Here is a 20,803-nt window from a genome sequence, read left to right on the forward strand (position 1 = left end):
ATGGGGTCAGGCGGCCTCGAGGAGGCGCGTCGAAAGGGCGGCACCGGCGGGTCCAGGCTTCGGACGGGCGACGGCGATGTAGGCGAAGTGGTCGGGGCCGAGCCGGGCCTGCACGAGGTGGACGAGCCGCTGCTCGGCGGCACGCAGCGCGGCGGCGGCGACATTGCGCAACGTGCGCTGGCGCTCGGGTGTGAGGTTCGAGACGGCGCCGGTGGCGTCCACGGCGAGGAAGCCGCGGTGATAGACCAGCGCCTCGCCCGGGGCGGCCTGCGCGATCCAGGCGGAGAGCCCGACCTCATCGAGCGCGGGGCCGGCGGCGCCGAAGATCGATACGACCCCGCCGGCGCGGATGGCGGACCGGCGCTCCATCATGCCGCCCCCCGCGCGCTGTCGGCGGTGTGCGTGAGCTGGTCCTTCTCGAAGGCCAGAATGTCCTCGAGCCGGTAGACCACCCGGCCGCCGAGTTTCATGTAGGCGGGGCCTTCCCCGGCCCATCGCCAGCGCTCGAGCGTGCGGTGCGAGATCGTCCAGCGCCGCGCGAGCTCCTTCTGTGTGAGGCAGGTCTTCTGCTGCATCGTGTTCTCCCGGTGTCGGTTGTCGGGAGCACGATGCGAAATCCCGCGAGGGGATGTCGTCAGGATTGGAGTGGGATGCGGAGGGGGATTGTCAGGAGCCTTTCAATCCAAGGGAGAACGGCTCTGTGGGGGATCGCCATCCCCCTCTCATCCCCCGGCGCATCCCACCGCAGGGATCGGGAGGGCGCGCGGATGGGAGGGATGGCGCGAGATCAGAGCCCGAGCAGGCGATAGGCGCCGCGGCCGTCCGACTCGATCAGCAGCCGCCAGTTCTTCTTCGACTTGAAGACATCGGACATCTTGAGGCTGCGCGAGCCCGCCGCGGCGAGGATCGCCTTGCCGCTCTGCCAGGGCTCGCCGCGCCTGGCCGCCTCGTGCAGCGCACGCACGACCTGCGCCTGGATCGCTCCCAGCCGGAAGTGCTGACCATTGCAGCGGACGTCCTGGTAGTCGGCCGAGGCATTGAAGGCGCCGGGCCGCGGACCGGCAGCCGCGCCGGCGAATCCTGTTTCCGCCTCAAACCGGTCGCGCTCCTCACGCCGCAGGAAAAGATCGCGCTGCCGCACGGTGATGTGCTCTCGCTCCCCTGTCAGGCAAGCGTAGTCCGCCTTGTGCGAGCGGAAGCAGCTGAGCTTCACCTCGCCATGTCGGAACAGCTGAAAGACGTCATGGGCGTGGAGATCCAGGAGCCCGTTGAACGTGCCGCGCTCGAAGGGCACGGAGAAGCGCTCCCCTTCCGGCGTCTCCTCGTAGTCGCCGAGTTCGACAGCCAGGTTGAACACCCTAATCGACAGCCGCAGCTGGTCGTTCTCGGCCAGGTAGACGAGGTCCGCCTCGGACATGGACCAGCGCTCGAGGATCTCCGGCAGGGTGAAATACGACTTCTCGATCTCCATCCGGACCCCCGATTCCCATGTGCGATTGTTTAGGTTTTGTTCTAATCGCTTGACGGGTCCGCATCAATCCTGTTTTATCCTATTTCATCCACATGCCCTTGGGGAAAACATGACCGAGCAGCACACACTGGCCGACCGCCTGCGGGCCCGCGCCCATCAGCTCGGCCTGACGCCCGCCCATGTCGCGGAGATGGCCGGCGTGAACCGCTCCTTCGTCTACGACATCCTGCGCGGCCGCTCCGCGCGCCCCGGCATCGACCGGCTGGCCGAGGTCGCCCGGGTGCTGAAGGTGGAGCGCGAGTGGCTGATCCACGGCATCGGCGAGGTGGAGGGCACGCCCCCCTTCGTCGAGAACCCCGACGATGCCTTCGTGGCCATCGCCCATGCCACCCCGCGCCCCGCGATGGGCGGCGGCGCGGTCGTGACCGAGGACGGCGATACGCCCGGCCGCGTCTACCACTTCCGTCGCTCCTGGATCCGGAACAGCCTCAAGGCCAGCCCGTCGCAGCTGCGCATCATGCATGTGGAGGGTGACAGCATGGCGCCGACGCTGCTGAGCGGCGACGCCGTTCTGGTCGACATGACCCGCCGCGCGCCCAACCCGCCCGGCATCTTTGTGCTGGACGACGGGATGGGGCTGGTCGCCAAGCGGCTCGAGCATATTCCCAACAGCGACCCGCCCGCGGTGCGCGTCATCTCCGACAACAAGCACTACCCCGAATACGAGCGCACGGCCGACGAGATCCACATCGTCGGCCGCATCCGTTGGTTCGCGCGGGAGATCTGAGGTAATCGTGTTCCTGGAGACGGGAAAGACTGAATGGGCCTCTGCGATAGACGAAGCCACCGCGGCGATCAAAATCTAGCTCTTGAAAGATTTCATACTTCTCCAGAATTCTTGAGAGCTTCAATATAATCGTCGTGTGAGACAGTGCATTCTGCCAATCCGCGAAACATCTTTGTGGTAAGCTTGCATTGCCTGGCCATCGCGGAAACGAGGTCGTTCCCAAGAACCTTATATTTACTTCCATGGCTCACGTGGGTTCTAATGTGAGTCTTTCTTCCGTCGTGGTGGAAGTGGTAGAAGATGTGATCTCGGTCACGGGTTTCAACGAAGCCCTTCTTGGGCAAGTTATCCTGAACCTTATCGCGCTCCAAAGTCATCACGACATCTCCTGAAAGAATTTCTGAAGCGCTTCTTTTAAGGCGCGCGCCTTTGGTGATAGATTTTCATCAACCTCTTTTGCGATGCTATTCCAGAGAAACTCTAATTCGGCCTGAAGCGCGTCCACTAGATCGGACCGTGTATAAGCCGCTTGCTCAATTCCAAGCTCATCAAGTCGCGCGAAATAGGTCTGCTTGTCCTCACTCAGTTGAACTTGGACGCGTAGATTGTTCAGTTCCTTTGCTTTCAAATACTCCGGAAGCAAATCAATAACGTCGATATCGTCAGTGTTGACGGGATGAACTTCCTGAACGTCAGTTATTCTTTGCGGATTGCCATCTTCATCCAGCTCGATCGTGCCAACAACTTGAATAAGGTCGCGAGCATTGTCTAGCAGTGCTTGTTCGATGTCCTCATCATAGATGCAACTTATGAGACGACCAGAGCTTGGGATAAGCAGCGACAGCTTATGCTCCTTGAAGTCCACTTTGTTGAAATACCCAGTGACAATCGTATGGGTATCAGGCGAAAGGCGAGACTCCTTGAAACGGGAGATCGCTTCAGAGGCGGCGACGCTATCAGCGATGACCCTCCCGGACTTATCCTCCACGGCGAGTCTGTAGTGACCACCTTGCCCCTCAAACATCTTCCCAAGAGACGCAAGGATTGGGGAGCGAAACGCCGAGTCCACTACTACCTTCTTGAAGCCTTGCTCGTCACCTGCGCCGATCGAGCTTAAAAGGTTCTTAGTTATCTCCGCAACTTCTCGGACATCCTCCGGACTGAAAAGACTTTGATCTTTTTCGGCAATGAATGTCGGTTGGTAGAAGCTCCCTTCCGCTGCTACCTCGCAGTGGAGTTGAAAGCGGTCCTCGATATCTCTGGTCACGCGTGCGCGCTTCCGGACTTCTCGCCCTTCTTTCATCATTGCGACGAGATGAATGGTCCGCTGCAATCCCTCAAGCGCTTGAACTAGGTTCGATGCCGGCAGCACATGCTGCATCTTCTCGCCATGGCGAGGCTGAAAATGCAGGCCAAAATATCTTTCTTGTTCATATTCCATCGGTGCGGCCTCCCGCGGAACCGATACCTCAAGACGATAGGTTGCTCTATCGAAAAAGAAGGATCTGTGCTTCTCGCGCTTTGGGTGTTGCATGGATTCCGGGCGGCGGCAACGGCAGCGGCCTCCTCCAGCCACATGCGTGTCCCGCTCGCGTCGGGCCAGTCAGACAGGAGCGAGCTCATGTGTTGGTCGATAGGGTTTCCCTGTCGGGCTCGAACGCGATCCGTTTCGAATGAGTTCGCGCACCTGCGACAAATCCTTGTTTTAACTTGAAATCCCCTTCCGCAACTGGGGATCACGGAGCAAACCGCCTCAGGAGGTTCGCTCCCCATGCAAGACGACATCGCCTTCGCGCCGCCCGCCGAGACGCTCACGACCGATGAGCGGCTGGCGGAGCTGGCCGCCATTCTCGCCAGCGCCATTGCGCGCACCAACCCACGGGAAACGAATGAGAATTCTCCGCTCGACGGAGACAGTTCGCTGGACATTCTTGCCCTCAGACGCCGTCGTCGGAGACAGGTGCAAAACCGAGTTGGAGACGACGCATGAGGAAAAACACAAGGAAATCAGGCGCAAAGGTCGCGCTTGCGCGCCAGGCGGAAGGGATCGACGTCCTGGCCGAACTGGCCGCGCTGAAGGTAATGACGGTGCCCGAGCTGCAGGGCAAGTGGCGGGTGATGTTCGGCGAGCCCGCGCCGAACGCCAGCCGGGGGAACCTGGAGCTGCGGATCGGCTACCGCATCCAGGAACTCGCCCATGGCGGGATCAAGCCCGCGACGCGGCGCACGCTGGACGCGTTGGCGGCCGAGGTCGCCTCCGGCGCGCCGGGTCCGCTGATCGCGGATCCCCGCCGCCCGATCCCCGGCACCAAGCTGGTGCGGGAATGGCAAGGTGAGGAACAGGTCGTCACCGTGCTGACGGAAGGTTTCGAATGGCAGGGGCGGCGCTTCAAGTCGCTCTCGGCCGCGGTGCGGGCGATCACCGGCAGTCACTGGAACGGGTGGAAGTTCTTTGGCCTCGCCCATGGCGCGGAGGCCCGCCCATGAGCCGCGCCAAGCCCGACACCATCCGCCGCCTGCGCTGCGCCATCTACACCCGCAAGTCGAGCGAGGAAGGGCTCGATATGGAGTTCAACAGCCTCGACGCGCAGCGGGAGGCCTGCGAGGCCTACATCGCCAGCCAGAAGGCCGAAGGCTGGGTGGCGCTGCGCGACCGCTACGACGATGGCGGCTTCTCGGGCGGGACGCTGGACCGCCCGGCGCTGACGCAGCTGATCGCCGACATCGAGGCCGGGCTGATCGACGTGGTCGTGGTCTACAAGATCGACCGCCTCAGCCGCGCGCTGATGGACTTCTCGAAGCTGGTGGAGATCTTTGACCGCCACGGCGTCACCTTCGTCTCGGTCACGCAGTCGTTCAACACGACAACGTCGATGGGGCGGCTGACGCTGAACATCCTGCTCAGCTTCGCCCAGTTCGAACGCGAGGTGATCGGCGAGCGGATCCGCGACAAGTTCGCCGCCTCCCGCCGCAAGGGGATGTGGATGGGCGGCCCGGTGCCGCTCGGCTATGTCGTGAAGGACCGCAAGCTTGTGATCGAGCCCGCCGAGGCCGAGCACGTCCGCACGATCTTCCGCCTTTACGCGCGCTCCAGTTCCACGGCGCAGGTGCTGAAGGAACTGCACGCGCGCGGGATCCGCACCAAGCGCGGGGCGGTGTTCGACCGGGGCTATCTGCTGAAGTTCCTGCACAACAAGGTCTATCTCGGCATCGCCGTTCACAAGGGCGAGGAATACCCCGGGGAGCACAAGGCGATCATCGACCAGAAGCTTTGGGACGAGGTGCACGAGGTCATCGCCAACAACCGCGTCGCCCGCGGGGCGGTGGCGCGGGCGGCGCAACCAGCCCTCCTGCGCGGGCTGATCTTCACCGAGACTGGCGCCGCCATGACGCCCCACCACACCAAGCGGAAGGGCAAACGCTACTGCTACTACACCTCGATGGACGTGATCCGGAAACGCCCCGCGGCCGAGCTGCGCGGGCCCCAGCGGCTGCCGGGCGCGATGGTCGAGGAGGCCGTCATCGGCGAAATCCGCCGGATGCTGCGCACGCCCGAGGTAGCGGCGCGCACCGCGCGGGCGGTCCGGAAGGAAAGGCCCGATCTCGAGGAGGCCAAGGTCGTTGCCGCGCTGGCGCAGTTCGACGACCTATGGAAGGCGCTGATCCCGGCCGAGCAGGCGCGTATCGTCCAGCTGCTGGTCGCCCGCATTACGGTCAGCGAGGCGGGCCTCGCCATCGACCTGCGCCACGACGGCCTCGGCGCCATCGCTGCGCTGATGGCCCCGCCGAAGAAGGAGGTTGCCTGATGCCCGCGCCCGAGACCCTGCGCGTCCATATCCCGCTCGAGATCCGCCGCCGCGGCGGCCGCCCCCGGATCCTGCCGCCGAAGCATGTCGAGGCCGCCATGGGTCGCGGGCAGGATCCTCACCTGCTGCGCGCCATTGGCCGGGCATGGGGCTGGCGGCAACGGCTGGAACGCGGCGACGTCGCCACGCTCAGCGATCTCGCCGCCGACGAGGGCCTCTCCGACCGCTATGTCAGCCGCCTCCTACGGCTTGCGTGGCTTGCGCCGGAAGTCCTCGAGCGACTTGCCATCCACCGCGAGCCCTCGACGATCAGCATCTATGACCTGTGCTTCGTGGCGTCTCTTCCGTGGGACGAGCAGCCGGGGCGGGTGTTCGACTGAGCCTCAGTGAAAGCTCGCCCGATACGACGTCGCCGTCAGCGAGACATGGGCATCGAGCGGCGGTCGCAGTTCGAAGGCCTTCGGCTCGCGTGAGAAGTTCCACAGCCTGAACAGGCACCATTCCGCACGCCGCTCCTCGGCCACGGCCAGTTCGTTGCGCGTGATGTGAAATGGCGTCCGGTCCCAGCCGTTCGTCGTCTTGACCTCGATCAGCCGCGACCGGCCGTCCCGTTCGAAGCTGGCAATGTCGTAGCCGGCACCGTCCCCGTCCTCCTCCGACACCCAGCGAACCTTGCGCGCCAAGTCATCGCGCCCCGCTGACCGCAGCACCGACCGCTCGTAGGCCAGCACGCGTTCCTCTCCCGCTCGGCCAAGGACACGGTTACGCTCGTCGCGGCCGGCAACGTCTGACTTCCTGGCGATCCGCAACATCAGGTCCAGCTCCTGCGGTGGCGGCTGGTTCGACAGCGTCGGCGGCGGCCCGATCCAGATCTGCGCCGCATCGTGAAGGCCGGTGGGTGGCCGGTTGCCCGGGGCCCGCAGGACCCACTCCGGATGCGAGTTCATCCATCGCAGAACGGCATCCTCAAGCGAGCTCTGGAAGTTGAATGCGGGTGCGAGGCCAGTCAGCCACGTCTCGCCCAACGCCTTCAGCACGGCGCTGATGTTCTGGTGCTTGTACTCGATTGCCTTCACGGAGCGATCGATCCGGTCTGCAAGCTGTCGATATGATGCCGCCTTGTTCAGGGGTTTTCCCGCGAGATCGTCGACCAGCATCGCGAAGTAATCCGCGACGATCAGATCGTTCTCTTCATCCGTCCAGGGCCCGTTCGACATTGCGCCAGGCTACGGACGGGAAGTCCTTCTGTCATCAACGTTTTCCGGAATTTTCCCGGGCAAACCACCGCCATCGCTACGCGCCATTCGGCCAGTGCACCCAGCGACTGCGCCTCTTGCGTGTTGGTGCTCTGTTCCCCACGAAGGCGATGGAAACAGGCGGCGAAGTTTTGGCGGGGTTGAAACTCAGGCTATTGGAAAGCCTAGCAAAATTTCGACCGAACCGAATATGACAAGGTTCGCCCGAACAGAGACGAAGGGCCGTTCAGAGCACGGAACGGGCCCGGCGCGCAGTCTCAACGGTTCGCATGGGGGAGGCAAAGCCCTTTGAAAACACGACTATTTCCGCGCCGTGAGTGGCGCATGTTCGTGTTCGCAACAGGGATGGTGGCGGAGACGATGGGATTCGAACCCACGAGACGGTTTCCCGCCTACTCCCTTAGCAGGGGAGCGCCTTCGACCACTCGGCCACATCTCCGAGGGGATGTCTATGCGGCAACAAACCGGGAAACAAGGTTTTTCTTGCGCGACCGCTCGTTGCCGACGAGGCTCTGGTTCTTTCTGGGTTTCTTATGTCGACCGTTGCGGTTCATTCATCGGCCGGAGAGATTTCGCGTTGAATGGCGCCCCGCTTCCGCGTCGGCCATGGCGCCTGAAAGAAGCATCATGTCTCTCGCCCCGACGGCCTTCCCCGCCCGGTCGCTCTGATGGGCGGTCGGCGCCACCGCGTAGATTTCAACGAAGGGCTCACGTTTCAGTCGGATGAGCGTCAGGGGTGACGCCATTTGCATCATGCCCGGGTCCCGCCCTGAAGATGCTGGAACTGAACACAGCAAGGACAGGCCGCGCCGAATGGCTACGCGAACAGCTGGCCGATCTGCCGCCTTCTACGATCCTCAGGTAGGGAGACGCCCGATGTCCGCCATCTCAACCGAACTTCCCCCGCGCTGTCTGCGCACCAAGGAAGCCGCCCAGTTCCTGAGCCTGTCGGCTGGACCGGATCGTGATGGTTGGTGCGCAATTCACCTACTGGCGCGATTACGATCGCCGCCAGCGGCGCGCGATGTATCTGAAATGGCATCTCTTCATGCCAGCGGTGACGCAGCGCTTCGGCTATTTTCCCGGGGCACGGCTTGGATGGCTCGAGGAGGTGCCACGCGGCGTGGTGCGTGACTGGCCGCGATATTGATTGCTCGATCGACACTCAGCCCGTGTGCGTCGCTCGGCTGGCGGATCACGAGGAGGACGCGGCATGACGCTGCCCGAGGACCATACCGCCAACAAACTCGCCCATGCGCTGCGCGCGGTGGGGCTCAATGACATGGCAGCCCGCGCGGCCGAGGGGTACTATCACGACTTCCTTTCGCCGCTCGACTTCCCCGAGCTGGAGCTGATGCGGGACCTGGAAAAGGCCCGCATGGCCGGCAATGCCGGCGCTGCTCTACTGATCGCCCGCCACATCGAGGGCGATTTCGACGCCAGCCTCGAGGAGAGCGAGGCCTGGGCCGCATCGCCCGAAGGGCGCGAGACGCTGGCTTCGGTGCTCGGAAGGCCAGTGTCGCTGGGAGGTCGGGCGTGATCACCCTGGAGATCCGTGGCACGGGATTGTCCTGCGCCGTGTACAGAGGAGACGAGCGCGTCAGCCGATTCTTCCCGAAGCGCGAGGCTGCGATCTGCGCCGAGCGCGCAATCGTCCAGCGTCTGCAGCAGCGGCAAAGATCCTGTCTCTGTTGCGGTGTGGAATTTACCAGCCATGGGGCCGGAAACCGGCTCTGCAACACCTGTCGTCAGGAAGGATGATCGACGCGGAAAAGCACCCAGAAACCGCCCCTGCCAGCAGCGTCCGCGGCGGACGCTCGCGGACTGGCGGACGCTTCACTTTTCGAACATGCGAAAAGTCGTTTCTTTTCTTTGTCTTAAGTGGTGAGCCGTACAGGATTCGAACCTGTGACCCACTGATTAAAAGTCAGTTGCTCTACCAACTGAGCTAACGGCCCACTTGAGGCCTGCTAACTAGAAAAACCCGCGAGGGCGGTCAAGGGCAAAATCCATCATTTTTCGCAGGACGCTGGAAAGGCCCCCGGGCCGGGTGTATAGGACCGCCCCATGGCACGGAGGAATGACCCCGAACGCCTGCCCTTCATGAAGATGCACGGGCTGGGCAACGACTTCGTCGTGATCGACCGGCGGCAGGGCGGAAGGCCCTTGTCCGCCAGCCTTGTCGCGGCCATCGCCGACCGGCACCGGGGCGTCGGATTCGACCAGCTGGCGGTGATCGAACCCGCCGCGGACGCCGATGCGCGGCTGGTCTTCTACAATGCCGACGGCTCGCCCTCGGCCACCTGCGGCAATGCAACCCGCTGCATCGCCCGGCATCTGATCGACGAGACCGGACGGCGCGAGCTGACGCTTGTCACCGAACGCGGGCGGCTTTCGGCGCGCGACGCGGGCGGCGGGCGGACCTCGGTCAACATGGGGCCGCCGATCCTCGACTGGCAGGGCGTGCCGCTGGCCCGCGAGGTCGATCTCGACCGGCTGCCGATTGCGGGCGAGCCGGTGGCGACCGGGATGGGCAACCCGCATTGCACCTTCTTCGTCCCCGATGCCGAGGCGGTCGACCTGGCCACCTTCGGCCCCGAGCACGAACATCATCCGCTCTTTCCCGAGCGCACCAATGTGCAGGTCGCGCATCTGGCCGGACCTGACCGCATCCGGATGCGGGTCTGGGAACGCGGCACGGGCATCACGCTGGCCTCGGGCTCGTCCTCATGTGCGGTGGCGGTCGCGGCGGCGCGGCGGGGGCTGACCGGGCGCTCGGTGACCATTCTGCTCGATGGCGGCGACCTGCAGATCGACTGGCGCGAGGACGGGGTCTGGATGACCGGTCCGACGGCGCATGTCTTCGACGGGGTCTTCACCGCCCCTTTCCTGGCGGAGGTCGGCTGATGGACGGCGCGGCGCCCCGGTTCACCACGCTTGGCTGTCGGCTGAACGCCTACGAGACCGAGGCGATGAAGGCGCTGGCCGCCGAGGCAGGGCTGGAAAACGCGCTGATCGTGAACACCTGCGCCGTCACCTCCGAGGCGGTGCGCAAGGCCCGGCAAGAGATCCGGCGGCTGCGGCGCGAACACCCCGAGGCCCGGATCGTCGTCACCGGCTGCGCGGCGCAGACCGAGCCCGGGCGCTTTGCCGAGATGGACGAGGTCGATCTGGTGATCGGCAATGCCGAAAAGATGCGGCCCGAGACCTGGGCCGGGATCGCGAAGGGTCCCGATTTCATCGGCGAGACCGAAAAGGTCATGGTCGACGACATCATGTCGGTGACCGAGACGGCGGGCCACCTGATCGACGGCTTCGGCACCCGCAGTCGCGCCTTCGTGCAGGTCCAGAACGGCTGCGATCATCGCTGTACCTTCTGCATCATCCCCTTCGGGCGGGGCAATTCGCGGTCTGTTCCCGCGGGGGTGCTGGTCGACCAGATCCGGCGGCTGGTCGGCGCGGGCTATAACGAGGTGGTGCTGACCGGCGTCGACCTGACCAGCTGGGGCGCCGATCTGCCCGGCACGCCGCGGCTGGGCGATCTGGTGGCGCGCATCCTGAAACTGGTGCCCGAGCTGCCGCGCCTTCGGATCTCGTCGATCGATTCCATCGAGGCCGATGATGCCCTGATGCGCGCCATTGCCGGGGAAGAGCGGCTGATGCCGCATCTTCACCTGTCGCTGCAGGCGGGCGACGACCTGATCCTCAAGCGGATGAAGCGGCGGCATTCGCGTGCCGACGCGATCCGGTTCTGCGAAGAGGCGCGGCGCCTGCGCCCCGACATGACCTTCGGCGCCGACATCATCGCGGGCTTTCCGACCGAAACCGATGCGATGTTCGAGAATTCGCTCCGGCTGGTCGAGGACTGCGACCTGACCTGGCTGCACGTCTTTCCCTATTCGCCCCGTCCCGGCACGCCCGCGGCGCGGATGCCTCAGGTCGAGGGCGCGGCGATCCGCGACCGGGCGGCGCGGCTCAGGGCCGCGGGCGACGCGCAGGTCGCGCGGCATCTGGCGGCCCAGATCGGGCTCTCTCACCGGATTCTGATGGAAAGCCCCCGCATGGGCCGGACCGAGCAGTTCACCGAGGTCGATTTCGCGTCGGACCGGCCCGAGAGCCGGATCGTGACCGCGACCATCGCCGGATGCTCTGAGACCCGGCTTCAGGTGGACTAGGGGCTTTTCCGCCCTCGCAAGACCGCGCGCGACGCTGCCCGGGACCGCCGACCGATATGTGAATGGACAGGTGCCCCTCGGCAGCCTATATTTTGGGCAGTCTTCCAGGAGTTTCGCCGATGCCCCTGCCTCTCGCCCCCATCGCGACCGTCGCCCTGCGCTACGGCCTGCGCTATGGCGCGGTCGCTCTGGCCGCCTATGCGCTGTCGAAAAGCCGGGACGGGCTGCGCCGCGACCAGCGCACCGAAGACGCCATGGACGAGCTGGGCGAGGGGCTGACCTTCCGCCGTGATCAAGAACAGGTGAACGGGGCCGCCCGGATGCGCCGTACTTTCCGCATGGGCACCGCCGGCCCGGGGGTCGAGATCGACGCCTCGGCGTTCGGTCGGCTGCGGGTCCGCCGGGTGTGACGCCGGGGCGGGACGGGGGCCTGAACAACAGCCCAAATAGCGCAATATAGTGTCTTGGCATGCGGTTGAACGTCTCAGAATCGGTCTAATAACCCGATTCCCTCTGGCTGGAATTGTCCCTGAGGGGTATACGGCGGTCGACCGGAATCCGTCTGAGCCTCCGCCGTCGCTGCGCGGCTATGTCCGCTGGACGCAATTTTCCTGCCGGGGCTAGGTAAGTCTGGTAAACGGCCGAGGAATCCCTTGGCCCGTTTTTTCGAATCGACCGGGGGCGACCCGGTCCTGGAAAGGAGAAATTCTCGTGTCGCACGCAGAAGATCACGACGGCACCCGCCGAGACTTCCTTTACTATGCCACGGCGGGCGCCGGTGCTGTGACCGCAGGTGCGGCCATCTGGCCGCTGATCAACCAGATGAACCCCTCCGCCGACGTGCAGGCGCTGAGTTCGATCCGGGTCGACGTGTCGTCGGTGTCCGAAGGCCAGCAGATTACTGTCAAGTTTCTCGGCAAGCCGGTGTTCATCCGCCTGCGCACTCCCGAAGATATCGAACTGGCGCGCTCGATTCCGCTGGGCGACCTGCGCGACAACAACTCGCGCAACCCCAACAAGCCGGGCGAGGCGACGGACCAGAACCGGACGATGGACGAAGAGGGCAAATGGCTGGTCATGATCGGCGTCTGCACCCATCTCGGCTGCGTTCCGATCGGCAACCAGTCCGGTGATTTCGGCGGGTGGTTCTGCCCCTGCCACGGCTCGCACTACGATTCCGCGGGCCGCATTCGCAAGGGCCCCGCGCCCGAGAACATGTACATCCCGGTTGCGTCCTTCGTGGACGAGACGACCATCCAACTCGGTTAAGGGAGCCCCCGAATGTCCGGTATTCCTCACGATCATTACGAACCGGGGTCGGCCCCCGAGAAATGGCTGGAACGGCGCCTGCCGGTCATCAGCCTGATCTACGACACCCTGATGATTCCCACGCCGAAGAACCTCAACTGGATGTGGATCTGGGGCGTGGTTCTGTTCTTCACGCTGGTGCTGCAGATCGTCACCGGCATCGTCCTGGCGATGCACTATGTGCCGAACACCGAGATGGCCTTCGCCTCGCTCGAGCACATCATGCGTAACGTGAACGGCGGCCACTTCCTGCGGTACCTGCACTCGAACGGCGCCTCGCTGTTCTTCGTTGCGGTCTACCTGCACATCTTCCGCGGCCTCTATTACGGGTCCTACAAGTCGCCCCGCGAGGTGACCTGGATCATCGGCATCCTGATCTACCTGGCGATGATGGCGACCGCGTTCATGGGCTACGTTCTGCCCTGGGGCCAGATGTCCTTCTGGGGCGCTACCGTGATCACCGGCCTCTTTGGCGCGATCCCGTGGATCGGTCACGACATCCAGCAATGGCTGCTGGGCGGACCGGCCGTCGGCAACGCGACGCTGAACCGGTTCTTCTCGCTGCACTACCTGATCCCCTTCGTGATCCTCGGGCTGTCGATCGTCCACGTCTGGGCGTTCCACACCACCGGCAACAACAACCCCACGGGTGTTGAGGTTCGCCGCGGGTCCAAGGAAGAAGCCGACAAGGACACGCTGCCCTTCTGGCCCTATTTCGTGATGAAGGATCTCTTCGCGCTGGGCGTCGTTCTGGTCGTGTTCTTCGCGATCGTGGGCTTCATGCCCAACTATCTGGGCCACCCCGACAACTACCTCGAGGCGAACCCGCTGCAGACGCCGACGCATATCGTGCCGGAATGGTACTTCCTGCCCTTCTACGCGATCCTTCGGGCCTTCACCGCCGACGTCTGGGTGGTGATGATCGTCGACTGGCTGACCTTCGGCGTCGTCAACGCCAAGTTCTTCGGTGTGATCGCGATGTTCGGCTCGATCATCGTGATGGCGCTGGTGCCCTGGCTCGACACCTCGAACGTGCGCTCGGGCCGCTACCGGCCGCAGTTCAAGCTGGCCTACGCGCTCTTCGTGGTCGACTTCGTGCTGCTGACCTGGGCGGGCGGGATGCCGGCCGAGGCGGTCTATGCCAACATCTCGCTCCTCGGGGCCGCCTACTGGTTCGCCTACTTCCTGGTGATCCTGCCGGTGCTGGGCGTGATCGAGAAGCCGCTGCCGCAGCCGGAAACCATCGAGGAAGACTTCAACGCCCACTACGGCGACGGCGCCGCGGCCGGCAAGGCCACGCCGGCCGAGTGACAGAAGGGATCGGATAAGATGTTCAAGAAACTGACGATCACCGCCCTGACCGCCCTGACGCTGGGGGCGGGTGGCGCCTGGGCCGCCGAGGGCGGCCATGTGAAGGACTACAAGTTTTCCTTCGAGGGACCTTTCGGCAAATACGATCAGGCTCAGCTGCAGCGCGGCCTGCAGATCTACACCCAGATCTGCTCGGTCTGCCACGGTCTGAAATACGTGCCCTTCCGGTCGCTCTCCGAGCCGGGCGGGCCGACGCTGAGCGACGATGCGATGCGCGCCTATGCGGCGAGCTACAGCATCTTCGATCCCGAGCTCGAGGATTACCGCGACGGCAAGCCGACGGATCACTTCCCCGAGGCGACCTATCCGGGCGCCCCGGACCTGAGCCTGATGGCGAAGGCCCGGGCGGGCTTCCACGGTCCGCTTGGCACCGGCCTGTCGCAGTTCTTCAACGGCATGGGCGGACCCGAATACATCACCTCCTACCTGCTCGCCTTCAGCGACGAGACCAAGGAAGAGGCGGGGACGCTTTATTACGAGAACTCGGTCTTCTCGACCGGCTGGAGCGCGATGCCGCCCCAGCTGTTCGGTGATGATGTGGAATATGCCGACGGGACCGAGGCGACCATGGAACAGGAGGCCAAGGACGTTGCGGCCTTCCTGATGTGGACGGCCGAACCGAAACTGATGGCGCGCAAGGAGGCGGGCGTGATCTCGGTCCTGTTCCTCGGCGTGCTGACCGTGCTGCTCTATCTGACGAACAAGCGTCTCTGGGCCCCCTACAAGCCCAAGAAGAACGTCTGATCGCCGGACCTCCGGTTGACGGAAACGCGCCCTTCGGGGCGCGTTTTTCGTTTGTACTCCGGTTTGCGCAACGGTTTGCGCATTGGGCCGCCGACCGTGCCCCGGACCGGGCGTGTCATGGGTATTTTCGCCAAGAAGAAGCGAAAGGCGCGATCAGCCCAGATAGGCGCGCAGCGCGGGCGGCGGGTCGGCCAGAAGCTTGGCCGTCGCCCGGGGCGCATGGGCGCGACCTTCCGCGACCAGGATCGTCTGATCGGCGATGGCGCGGGCATCGGCCGGGTCGTGGGTGACGAACAGGACGGTGGCGCCGGTCTCGCGCGCCAGTTCGGCCACGAGATCGAGCATCCCGGCCTTGAGCGCGGGGCCGAGCGCCGCGAAGGGCTCGTCCAGCAGCATCAGCGGCCGGTTGCGCAACAGCATCCGGGCCAGCGCCACCCGGCCGCGCTGGCCGCCCGACAGCGCCGCCGGTTTCCGGGGGCCGAGTCCGGCCAGCCCGACCCGGGCGAGCGCGGTTTCGACCGCGCGGGTCTGGTCCCGGTCGAGCCGAAGGCCGGGGCGAAGGCCGAGCCCGACATTCTGGGCGGCGGTCAGGTGAGGAAAGAGGTTGTTGTCCTGAAAGAGCACCGAGAGCGGCCTGTCGCCTGGCGCGAGCGGGCCAAGATCGGTGTCCATCCAGAGCACCCGGCCCCGGTCGGGTGCAAGAAAGCCCGCGATGGTGTCGAGGATGGTCGACTTGCCCGCGCCTGAGGGGCCCAGCAGCGCCACGATCTGCCCCGGCGCGACCGTCAGGTCCGCGGTGAGAGAGAACCCGCCTTGAAGGATCGCAAGGCGTTCAAGGCTCAGCATGGGCGCGTCCTCCGCGGTCGAAGATCCAGAAAAGCCCAAGGCTGAGGGCCAGCAGCAACAGGGCGGCGGCGGCCGCGCTGTCCATCCGGTAGGCCGCCATCAGCCCGTAAAGCTGCAGCGGCAGGGTGGCATGGCCCGGGTCGGAAAACAGCGCGATCACGCCCAGATCGCCCATCGAGAGCGCGGCCGACAGCCCCAGCGTGAACCCGATGGGTCGCCTGAGGCGCGGCAGCAGCATCAGCTTGAGCCGCGCGCGCCCGGCCATGCCGAGGCTGTCGGCAAGGCGGCCATGGTTGCGCTCGGCCTCGGCCACGGCGGGCACCAGGGCGCGCAGCGCGAAAGGCAGGCTCATCGCGGCATTGACGGTCGCGGTGACCGGCAGGGCAAGAATTCGCGGATCGGCCAGCGGGTAAAGCAGGATGAAAAGCCCGGTGCCCATCACCAGCGGCGAAGCGGCGATGGTGAGCGTGCCCGCGGCCTGCACCGCCCGGCCGCGAAGGCCCTTGAGCCGGTCGATGGCGATGGCCATCGGCAGGGCCAGCGCCAGTGTCAGCGCGGCCGAGCCAAGCGCCACGGCAAGCGAGCGCAGCGCGGCGGAATAGACCGAGGCGGGCAGGCTGGCCCATCCCGGCAGGCCGCGGAAGGCCACCATGACAAGCGGCAGGATCAGGAACAGCGTTGCCAGCGTCAGGCTGGCCCCGTCCTGCAGCCGGAGCCAGCGCCCGTTTGTGCCAAACTGCGGGATCGGGCGGCCGAGCCCCGGGCCGAAGGCGCCCGGCACGGCGATGGCGAAGGCCGCCAGCGCGGCCGCGACCGAGACCCCGACCTGGATCAGCGCCAGCCAGGCGGCGCGGCCGAGGTCGAAATCGAAGCGGAAGGCCTGATAGATCGCCAGCTCGACCGTCGTCGCGCGCGGCCCGCCGCCCAGCGTCAGGGCGACTGCGAAGCTGGTCAGACAGATCAGGAACACGACAAGGAAGGTGCCGGGCAACACCTCGCGCAGCATCGGGCGTTCGATATGGGCGAAGTGCGCGGCCGGGCCGAAGCCGAGCGCGGCCGCAAGCCGGAAGCGTTCGGCCGGAATGGCCAGCCAGCCCTGAAGCACCAGCCGTGTGGCGAGCGGCAGGTTGAAGAAGACATGGGCCAGCACTACGCCGCCCGGCCCGTAGATGTCGATGGGGCCAAGCCCAAGAGGCGCAAGGGCGGCCGACAGAAGGCCGTTGCGGCCGAACACGGCCAGAAGGCCCATCGCCGCGACGATCACGGGCAGGATGAAAGGTGCGCCGAGAAGGGTGATCAGAAGCCCCCTGCCGGGAAAGCGGCGCCGGGCCAGCGCCCGGGCCACGGGCACCGCCAGCAGGGTGCTGAGCGCGGCCGAGGCCAGCGCCTGCAAAAGCGTGAAGCGCACCGCCGCCAGATCGGCAGCGCCCAGCCGGGCGGCCCCTTCCGCCCGCCAGGCGACGGCCGCGATGGTGCCAAGCGCGAGCGCCAGCGTCACTGCGGCGGCGCCCAGCCCCAGCCCGGTCGCGATGCCTAGCGGCTGAGCGCGTCGCGCCATTCGGCCAGCGCCTCGTCCCGCACCTCGGCTGCCTCGTCCGCCGGGAAGATCAGCGCGGTTTCGGGCCGGATCAGCGTCTGGTAGCCCGCGGGCAGCCCGGCTTCGGGAGTGACCGCCGGATACATCCAGTTGGTCGTGGGGATCGCCGCCTGGAAGGGTTCTGTCAGCATGAAGTCGAGGAATTGCCGTGCCAGTTCCGGCTGGTCGGACGAGGCCACGATGCCCGCCACCTCGATCTGCAGGTAATGGCCCTCGTCGAAACGGGCGGCGGCCTTGGTATAGTCCTCTTCGGCGATCAGGTGATAGGCGGGCGAGGTGGTGTAGGACAGCACCATGTCGGCCTCGCCGTCGATGAACATGCCGTAGGATTCGGTCCAGCCCTTGGTCACGGTCAGGATATGCGGCGCAAGCCCCTCCCAGATCTCGGGCGCGCGGTCGCCATAGGCGGCCTTGACCCACAGCAGCAGCCCCAGACCGGGGGTCGAGCTGCGCGGGTCCTGGATCACGATCTTCAGATCCTCGGGCGCGGCGATCAGGTCCTCGAAACTGGCGGGCGGCTCGGGCAGGCGGGTCTTGTCGTAGACGAAGGCGAAATAGCCCCAGTCATAGGGCAGGAACAGCGGGTCCTCCCAGCCGACCGGCAGGTCTAGCACGGCGTCGTCGCGGCCATGCGGCGCGAACAGCCCGGTCTCGGCCGCGGCGGCGGTGAGGTTGGTATCGAGCCCCAGCACGACATCCGCGTCGGTCCGGTCGCCTTCCAGCCGCAGCCGCGCCAGCAGCGCCGCGCCATCGCCCGCAGGCACGAAGGTCAGATCGCAGCCGCATTGGGCTTCGAAGGCGGCTTCGACGATCGGACCGGGACCCCATTCGGTCACGAAGCTTTCATAGGTGTAGACGGTCAGCTCGGGCCGCTCGTCCGCCGCTGCGGGCAGGGCGGACGCGGCCAGCGCAGCGGCAAATACTGTGAAACGCATGGTCCTCCTCCAAAGATGGGGGCGGACGGGCAAGGGTGGAAATCTGTCCATGGGCCTTCCCTCCGCCGGTTCTAACCGGTTCAGGTTCAACGGGTTCGCGGGTCGCGCATCTCAGCCCCATGGGGCACCCCGAGGTGAGGGTCACGCTAGCGCCCCGCCGCGCGGTCCGCAAGCCAAACTCAGGTCCTGTCCCGCGCGCCCTGGGCAAACCCCTTGAGAGGCGGGCGCCCGGCGGCTATGCCCATAAGCCAAAGGAGATCGTCCCCATGAGCCAAGAATGAGCCTGAACACCTTCGGCCATCTGTTCCGCGTCACCACCTGGGGCGAAAGCCACGGGCCCGCGCTTGGCGCCACGGTCGATGGCTGCCCGCCCGGCATCGCGGTCGACGAGGCGATGCTGCAGCACTGGCTCGACCGCCGGAAGCCCGGGCAAAGCCGGTTCACCACCCAGCGGCAGGAACCCGATGCGGTCGAGATCCTGTCAGGCGTCTTCGAGGGGCAGACCACGGGCACGCCGGTGCAGCTGATGATCCGCAACACCGACCAGCGGTCGAAGGATTACGGCGACATCGCGCAGAAGTTCCGGCCCGGCCATGCCGATATCACCTACTGGCAGAAATACGGCATCCGCGATTATCGCGGCGGCGGCCGGTCCTCGGCGCGCGAGACCGCGGCGCGGGTGGCGGCGGGCGGCGTGGCGCGGGCCGCGCTGGCTTCGCTTGCGCCGGGCCTGAAGATCACCGGCTACATGGTGCAGATCGGTCCCCATGCCATCGACCGCGCGCGTTTCGATGCCGATCAGATCGAGCGCAACCCGTTCTGGGCGCCGGATGCGCAGGCGGCGTCGGACTGGGAAAGCTACCTTGACGGGCTCCGCAAGGCCGGCAATTCGGTCGGCGCGGTGGTCGAGATCGCGGCCTCGGGTGTGCCCGCGGGCCTAGGCGCGCCGATCTATGGCAAGCTCGACACCGATCTGGCGGCCGCGATGATGAGCATCAATGCCGTGAAGGCGGTCGAGATCGGCGAGGGCATGGCGGCCGCGGCCCTGACCGGGGTCGAGAATGCCGACGAGATGACCATGGGGCCCGACGGACCGGTCTATGCCTCGAACCATGCCGGTGGCATCCTCGGCGGGATCTCGACCGGGCAGGATGTGGTGGTGCGCTTCGCCGTCAAGCCGACCTCGTCGATCCTGACGCCCCGGCGCACGGTGACGGTTGCGGGCGAAGAGACCGAGATCGTCACCCGGGGACGCCACGACCCCTGCGTCGGCATCCGCGCGGTGCCGGTCGGCGAGGCGATGGCGGCCTGCGTTCTCTTGGACCATCTGCTGCTGCATCGCGGTCAGGTGGGCGGCAATCGGGGCCGGATCGGCTAGCGCGTCGGAGGCGGTTCGCCGCAGGTCGGGCAGGCCGACCGTGTTGCGAGAACCGCGTTCGCCCCTCGCCGATGGCGGCTGCGACATGCTCTGAAAGCGATTTGTCGGTGATCGCAGGACAGCCTGGCGGTTTCGAAGGCCGTCCGGTGCGAGCTCTGCAGCCGGAGGGCCGATGGGGGAGAGGCGTCGCGCAAGCATGTCGCCACGTCCGTCTTTCGTATCTTTGTCATTTGCGGGTCCCAGGTCCGGCCTGCGGCCGCCACCGACGGTCAGGTTCGGCACGGGGCACGCTCCGCTGCAAAGGGGGGGTGGGGCTATCGGAGATGGGGCGGCATTCTCTCGCTGGAAACGCCGCCGGAAATCCGCAAGGCGCCCCACGATTGATCCGTCGCGGAGCAATTTCCGGACTTAATTTTTAAATTCATATGATTAGGTTTCAGGTGGTGGGCCGAGAGGGAATTGAACCCCCGCTGTCGATGGGTGTAAACCATCCGCTCTACCCCTGAGCTATCGGCCCTCCGGGCGGAAGATGCCCTGGCGCATCATGTGCATGGTCCGTCATGGCGTCGGTCCACCACAGGGTGCGCCGCGCGGTCTAGCCGGTGATGCGCGATGGCGCAAGCCCGGGCGTGGTCCACGGCTGGGGCGGTTTCCCGGGCGGTGCCCGCGTTCGGGGGGCTTGGCGGCCGATCCTGACTGGTACGGGCGGTGGGGGGCAGCCCCATAATTTCATAAATAAAACAGGATTTTAAGCCATCCTCAACGCGCTTTATAGGGTCTTGCCGGACCTTGTCGTGGTTCGCACCCCCATGAAGACGCGACACGATCCTCCTATCGCAACCCAACACGCAGTGTTTCAACCGGGGCCTGGGCCCGGGCCTGAGCATGACGACTCGGACGGCGGCACCGCGCGCGGCGATCTGCGCGCGCTATTCGACGGATCTTCAGTCGGCGGCCTCGATCCCGGATCAGGTGCGGCTGTGCCGACGGCTTGGCGAGGAGCGCGACTGGAGAGTAGCCGAAGTTTTCGCGGACAAGGCGATGAGCGGGGTTGACCTGCCCCCCTTGGGTCCCTCGTTCATAACGAGAGTCTGCGGGTTTGAGATTGGTAGTCTGGGCAGTCTTTCTG

23 protein-coding genes, 3 tRNA genes and 1 riboswitch are annotated in these 20,803 nt (G+C 65.6%); of the genes, 15 read left to right on the forward strand and 11 right to left on the reverse strand.

The window, feature by feature from the left end; translation table 11 throughout:
* Positions 1-6: 6 nt before the first annotated feature.
* The 3 genes from DSD19_RS13930 to DSD19_RS13940 form a co-directional block, all read right to left on the reverse strand.
* Complete coding sequence (locus DSD19_RS13930; RefSeq protein WP_243627984.1) at positions 7-372, reverse strand: hypothetical protein; 366 nt, start codon at positions 370-372, stop codon at positions 7-9.
* Positions 369-575 (reverse strand): AlpA family transcriptional regulator, encoded by a 207-nt coding sequence (locus DSD19_RS13935; protein WP_007425318.1) that lies wholly within the window; start codon positions 573-575, stop codon positions 369-371. The genes DSD19_RS13930 and DSD19_RS13935 overlap by 4 nt, the downstream gene beginning before the upstream one ends.
* A 212-nt stretch (positions 576-787) precedes the next feature.
* Entirely contained in the window at positions 788-1,471 is a 684-nt protein-coding gene (locus tag DSD19_RS13940) for a hypothetical protein (RefSeq protein WP_165828136.1), read from the reverse strand.
* A gap of 109 nt (positions 1,472-1,580) precedes the next feature.
* Here DSD19_RS13940 and DSD19_RS13945 point away from each other — a divergent pair, with 109 nt between their 5' ends.
* Entirely contained in the window at positions 1,581-2,258 is a 678-nt protein-coding gene (locus tag DSD19_RS13945) for a LexA family transcriptional regulator (RefSeq protein ID WP_113670026.1), read from the forward strand.
* Positions 2,259-2,634: 376 nt separating this feature from the next.
* Here DSD19_RS13945 and DSD19_RS13950 read toward each other — a convergent pair whose 3' ends face one another.
* Positions 2,635-3,699 carry a hypothetical protein gene (locus tag DSD19_RS13950; RefSeq protein ID WP_133260439.1) on the reverse strand — a complete coding sequence of 355 codons (1,065 nt, stop codon included), beginning with the start codon at positions 3,697-3,699 and terminating at the stop codon, positions 2,635-2,637.
* 330 nt (positions 3,700-4,029) lie between these two features.
* Between DSD19_RS13950 and DSD19_RS13955 the strand changes: the two genes are divergently transcribed.
* The 4 genes from DSD19_RS13955 to DSD19_RS13970 are packed head-to-tail and all read left to right on the forward strand — an operon-like array spanning position 4,030 to position 6,444.
* Positions 4,030-4,248, forward strand: a complete 219-nt coding sequence (locus DSD19_RS13955; protein ID WP_113670028.1) for a hypothetical protein — start codon at positions 4,030-4,032, stop codon at positions 4,246-4,248.
* On the forward strand, positions 4,245-4,745 hold the full coding sequence (locus tag DSD19_RS13960; RefSeq protein WP_113670029.1) for a DUF2924 domain-containing protein: 501 nt from the start codon (positions 4,245-4,247) through the stop codon (positions 4,743-4,745). The genes DSD19_RS13955 and DSD19_RS13960 overlap by 4 nt, the downstream gene beginning before the upstream one ends.
* A complete protein-coding gene (locus DSD19_RS13965) occupies positions 4,742-6,064 on the forward strand; it encodes a recombinase family protein (protein WP_113670030.1) in 1,323 nt (440 codons plus the stop codon). Before DSD19_RS13960 ends, DSD19_RS13965 begins: the two co-directional genes overlap by 4 nt.
* Positions 6,064-6,444 (forward strand): hypothetical protein, encoded by a 381-nt coding sequence (locus DSD19_RS13970; RefSeq protein WP_113670031.1) that lies wholly within the window; start codon positions 6,064-6,066, stop codon positions 6,442-6,444. The genes DSD19_RS13965 and DSD19_RS13970 overlap by 1 nt, the downstream gene beginning before the upstream one ends.
* Before the next feature lie 3 nt (positions 6,445-6,447).
* Here DSD19_RS13970 and DSD19_RS13975 read toward each other — a convergent pair whose 3' ends face one another.
* Both DSD19_RS13975 and DSD19_RS13980 read right to left on the reverse strand, forming a co-directional pair.
* Complete coding sequence (locus DSD19_RS13975; protein WP_113670032.1) at positions 6,448-7,281, reverse strand: DUF3883 domain-containing protein; 834 nt, start codon at positions 7,279-7,281, stop codon at positions 6,448-6,450.
* 388 nt (positions 7,282-7,669) lie between these two features.
* Positions 7,670-7,759, reverse strand: a tRNA-Ser gene (locus DSD19_RS13980).
* A 528-nt stretch (positions 7,760-8,287) separates the two neighbouring features.
* On the opposite strand from DSD19_RS13980, the gene DSD19_RS13995 reads away from it, so the two are divergent.
* Together DSD19_RS13995 and DSD19_RS14000 are read left to right on the forward strand one after the other, a co-directional pair.
* A complete protein-coding gene (locus DSD19_RS13995) occupies positions 8,288-8,470 on the forward strand; it encodes a hypothetical protein (protein WP_243627985.1) in 183 nt (60 codons plus the stop codon).
* A gap of 63 nt (positions 8,471-8,533) precedes the next feature.
* Entirely contained in the window at positions 8,534-8,860 is a 327-nt protein-coding gene (locus tag DSD19_RS14000; protein ID WP_113670034.1) for a hypothetical protein, read from the forward strand.
* 342 nt (positions 8,861-9,202) lie between these two features.
* Here DSD19_RS14000 and DSD19_RS14005 read toward each other — a convergent pair.
* Positions 9,203-9,278, reverse strand: a tRNA-Lys gene (locus tag DSD19_RS14005).
* A gap of 109 nt (positions 9,279-9,387) precedes the next feature.
* Between DSD19_RS14005 and dapF the strand changes: the two genes are divergently transcribed.
* From dapF to DSD19_RS14035, 6 genes are all read left to right on the forward strand, one after another.
* Positions 9,388-10,227 (forward strand): diaminopimelate epimerase, encoded by an 840-nt coding sequence (gene dapF, locus DSD19_RS14010; RefSeq protein WP_113670035.1) that lies wholly within the window; start codon positions 9,388-9,390, stop codon positions 10,225-10,227.
* Positions 10,227-11,495, forward strand: a complete 1,269-nt coding sequence (mtaB, locus tag DSD19_RS14015) for a tRNA (N(6)-L-threonylcarbamoyladenosine(37)-C(2))-methylthiotransferase MtaB (protein ID WP_113670036.1) — start codon at positions 10,227-10,229, stop codon at positions 11,493-11,495. Before dapF ends, mtaB begins: the two co-directional genes overlap by 1 nt.
* Before the next feature lie 119 nt (positions 11,496-11,614).
* Positions 11,615-11,905, forward strand: coding sequence for a hypothetical protein (locus tag DSD19_RS14020; protein ID WP_113670037.1), 291 nt, complete (start codon positions 11,615-11,617; stop codon positions 11,903-11,905).
* Positions 11,906-12,206: 301 nt separating this feature from the next.
* Positions 12,207-12,764: a ubiquinol-cytochrome c reductase iron-sulfur subunit gene (gene petA, locus DSD19_RS14025; protein ID WP_075783961.1), complete on the forward strand. Its 558-nt coding sequence runs from the start codon at positions 12,207-12,209 to the stop codon at positions 12,762-12,764.
* 12 nt (positions 12,765-12,776) lie between these two features.
* Positions 12,777-14,114 carry a cytochrome b N-terminal domain-containing protein gene (locus DSD19_RS14030; protein ID WP_075783960.1) on the forward strand — a complete coding sequence of 446 codons (1,338 nt, stop codon included), beginning with the start codon at positions 12,777-12,779 and terminating at the stop codon, positions 14,112-14,114.
* A gap of 18 nt (positions 14,115-14,132) precedes the next feature.
* The gene (locus tag DSD19_RS14035; protein WP_075783959.1) at positions 14,133-14,918 is read left to right on the forward strand and encodes a cytochrome c1; all 786 of its coding nucleotides are present in this window, start codon (positions 14,133-14,135) and stop codon (positions 14,916-14,918) included.
* Between the two features lie 153 nt (positions 14,919-15,071).
* On the opposite strand, the gene DSD19_RS14040 is transcribed toward DSD19_RS14035, so the two are convergent.
* Genes DSD19_RS14040 through thiB form a run of 3 tightly spaced genes read right to left on the reverse strand, consistent with a single transcriptional unit; the run spans position 15,072 to position 18,296 of the window.
* Positions 15,072-15,764: an ATP-binding cassette domain-containing protein gene (locus DSD19_RS14040; RefSeq protein ID WP_113670038.1), complete on the reverse strand. Its 693-nt coding sequence runs from the start codon at positions 15,762-15,764 to the stop codon at positions 15,072-15,074.
* Positions 15,751-17,322 (reverse strand): thiamine/thiamine pyrophosphate ABC transporter permease ThiP, encoded by a 1,572-nt coding sequence (locus DSD19_RS14045; protein ID WP_075783958.1) that lies wholly within the window; start codon positions 17,320-17,322, stop codon positions 15,751-15,753. The genes DSD19_RS14040 and DSD19_RS14045 overlap by 14 nt, the downstream gene beginning before the upstream one ends.
* Entirely contained in the window at positions 17,298-18,296 is a 999-nt protein-coding gene (gene thiB / locus DSD19_RS14050) for a thiamine ABC transporter substrate binding subunit (RefSeq protein ID WP_113670039.1), read from the reverse strand. Before thiB ends, DSD19_RS14045 begins: the two co-directional genes overlap by 25 nt.
* A gap of 40 nt (positions 18,297-18,336) precedes the next feature.
* Positions 18,337-18,438, reverse strand: a riboswitch (TPP riboswitch).
* 135 nt (positions 18,439-18,573) lie between these two features.
* Between thiB and aroC the strand changes: the two genes are divergently transcribed.
* Complete coding sequence (gene aroC / locus DSD19_RS14055) at positions 18,574-19,674, forward strand: chorismate synthase (protein WP_113670040.1); 1,101 nt, start codon at positions 18,574-18,576, stop codon at positions 19,672-19,674.
* 441 nt (positions 19,675-20,115) lie between these two features.
* Here aroC and DSD19_RS14060 read toward each other — a convergent pair.
* Positions 20,116-20,191 (reverse strand) — tRNA-Val (locus DSD19_RS14060).
* 368 nt (positions 20,192-20,559) lie between these two features.
* On the opposite strand from DSD19_RS14060, the gene DSD19_RS14065 reads away from it, so the two are divergent.
* The coding region (locus DSD19_RS14065; protein WP_133260440.1) for a recombinase family protein at positions 20,560-20,803 on the forward strand (244 nt) is incomplete at its 3' end.

This window comes from Rhodovulum sp. BSW8 (assembly GCF_003314725.1).
In the GTDB taxonomy this organism is placed as follows: domain Bacteria; phylum Pseudomonadota; class Alphaproteobacteria; order Rhodobacterales; family Rhodobacteraceae; genus Rhodovulum; species Rhodovulum visakhapatnamense.

Coding starts and splice junctions, on each gene's coding strand:
- DSD19_RS13965 (WP_113670030.1), top strand. CDS start 4,742: ATGAGCCGCGCCAAGCCCGACACCATCCGCCGCCTGCGCTGCGCCATC.
- DSD19_RS13970 (WP_113670031.1), top strand. CDS start 6,064: ATGCCCGCGCCCGAGACCCTGCGCGTCCATATCCCGCTCGAGATCCGC.
- DSD19_RS13935 (WP_007425318.1), bottom strand. CDS start 575: ATGCAGCAGAAGACCTGCCTCACACAGAAGGAGCTCGCGCGGCGCTGG.
- DSD19_RS13940 (WP_165828136.1), bottom strand. CDS start 1,471: ATGGAGATCGAGAAGTCGTATTTCACCCTGCCGGAGATCCTCGAGCGC.
- DSD19_RS13945 (WP_113670026.1), top strand. CDS start 1,581: ATGACCGAGCAGCACACACTGGCCGACCGCCTGCGGGCCCGCGCCCAT.
- thiB (WP_113670039.1), bottom strand. CDS start 18,296: ATGCGTTTCACAGTATTTGCCGCTGCGCTGGCCGCGTCCGCCCTGCCC.
- DSD19_RS14035 (WP_075783959.1), top strand. CDS start 14,133: ATGTTCAAGAAACTGACGATCACCGCCCTGACCGCCCTGACGCTGGGG.
- dapF (WP_113670035.1), top strand. CDS start 9,388: ATGGCACGGAGGAATGACCCCGAACGCCTGCCCTTCATGAAGATGCAC.
- DSD19_RS13950 (WP_133260439.1), bottom strand. CDS start 3,699: ATGGAATATGAACAAGAAAGATATTTTGGCCTGCATTTTCAGCCTCGC.
- DSD19_RS14045 (WP_075783958.1), bottom strand. CDS start 17,322: ATGGCGCGACGCGCTCAGCCGCTAGGCATCGCGACCGGGCTGGGGCTG.
- mtaB (WP_113670036.1), top strand. CDS start 10,227: ATGGACGGCGCGGCGCCCCGGTTCACCACGCTTGGCTGTCGGCTGAAC.
- DSD19_RS14030 (WP_075783960.1), top strand. CDS start 12,777: ATGTCCGGTATTCCTCACGATCATTACGAACCGGGGTCGGCCCCCGAG.
- DSD19_RS14040 (WP_113670038.1), bottom strand. CDS start 15,764: ATGCTGAGCCTTGAACGCCTTGCGATCCTTCAAGGCGGGTTCTCTCTC.
- aroC (WP_113670040.1), top strand. CDS start 18,574: ATGAGCCTGAACACCTTCGGCCATCTGTTCCGCGTCACCACCTGGGGC.
- DSD19_RS13930 (WP_243627984.1), bottom strand. CDS start 372: ATGATGGAGCGCCGGTCCGCCATCCGCGCCGGCGGGGTCGTATCGATC.
- DSD19_RS13975 (WP_113670032.1), bottom strand. CDS start 7,281: ATGTCGAACGGGCCCTGGACGGATGAAGAGAACGATCTGATCGTCGCG.
- DSD19_RS13995 (WP_243627985.1), top strand. CDS start 8,288: ATGGTTGGTGCGCAATTCACCTACTGGCGCGATTACGATCGCCGCCAG.
- DSD19_RS13960 (WP_113670029.1), top strand. CDS start 4,245: ATGAGGAAAAACACAAGGAAATCAGGCGCAAAGGTCGCGCTTGCGCGC.
- DSD19_RS14000 (WP_113670034.1), top strand. CDS start 8,534: ATGACGCTGCCCGAGGACCATACCGCCAACAAACTCGCCCATGCGCTG.
- DSD19_RS14020 (WP_113670037.1), top strand. CDS start 11,615: ATGCCCCTGCCTCTCGCCCCCATCGCGACCGTCGCCCTGCGCTACGGC.
- DSD19_RS13955 (WP_113670028.1), top strand. CDS start 4,030: ATGCAAGACGACATCGCCTTCGCGCCGCCCGCCGAGACGCTCACGACC.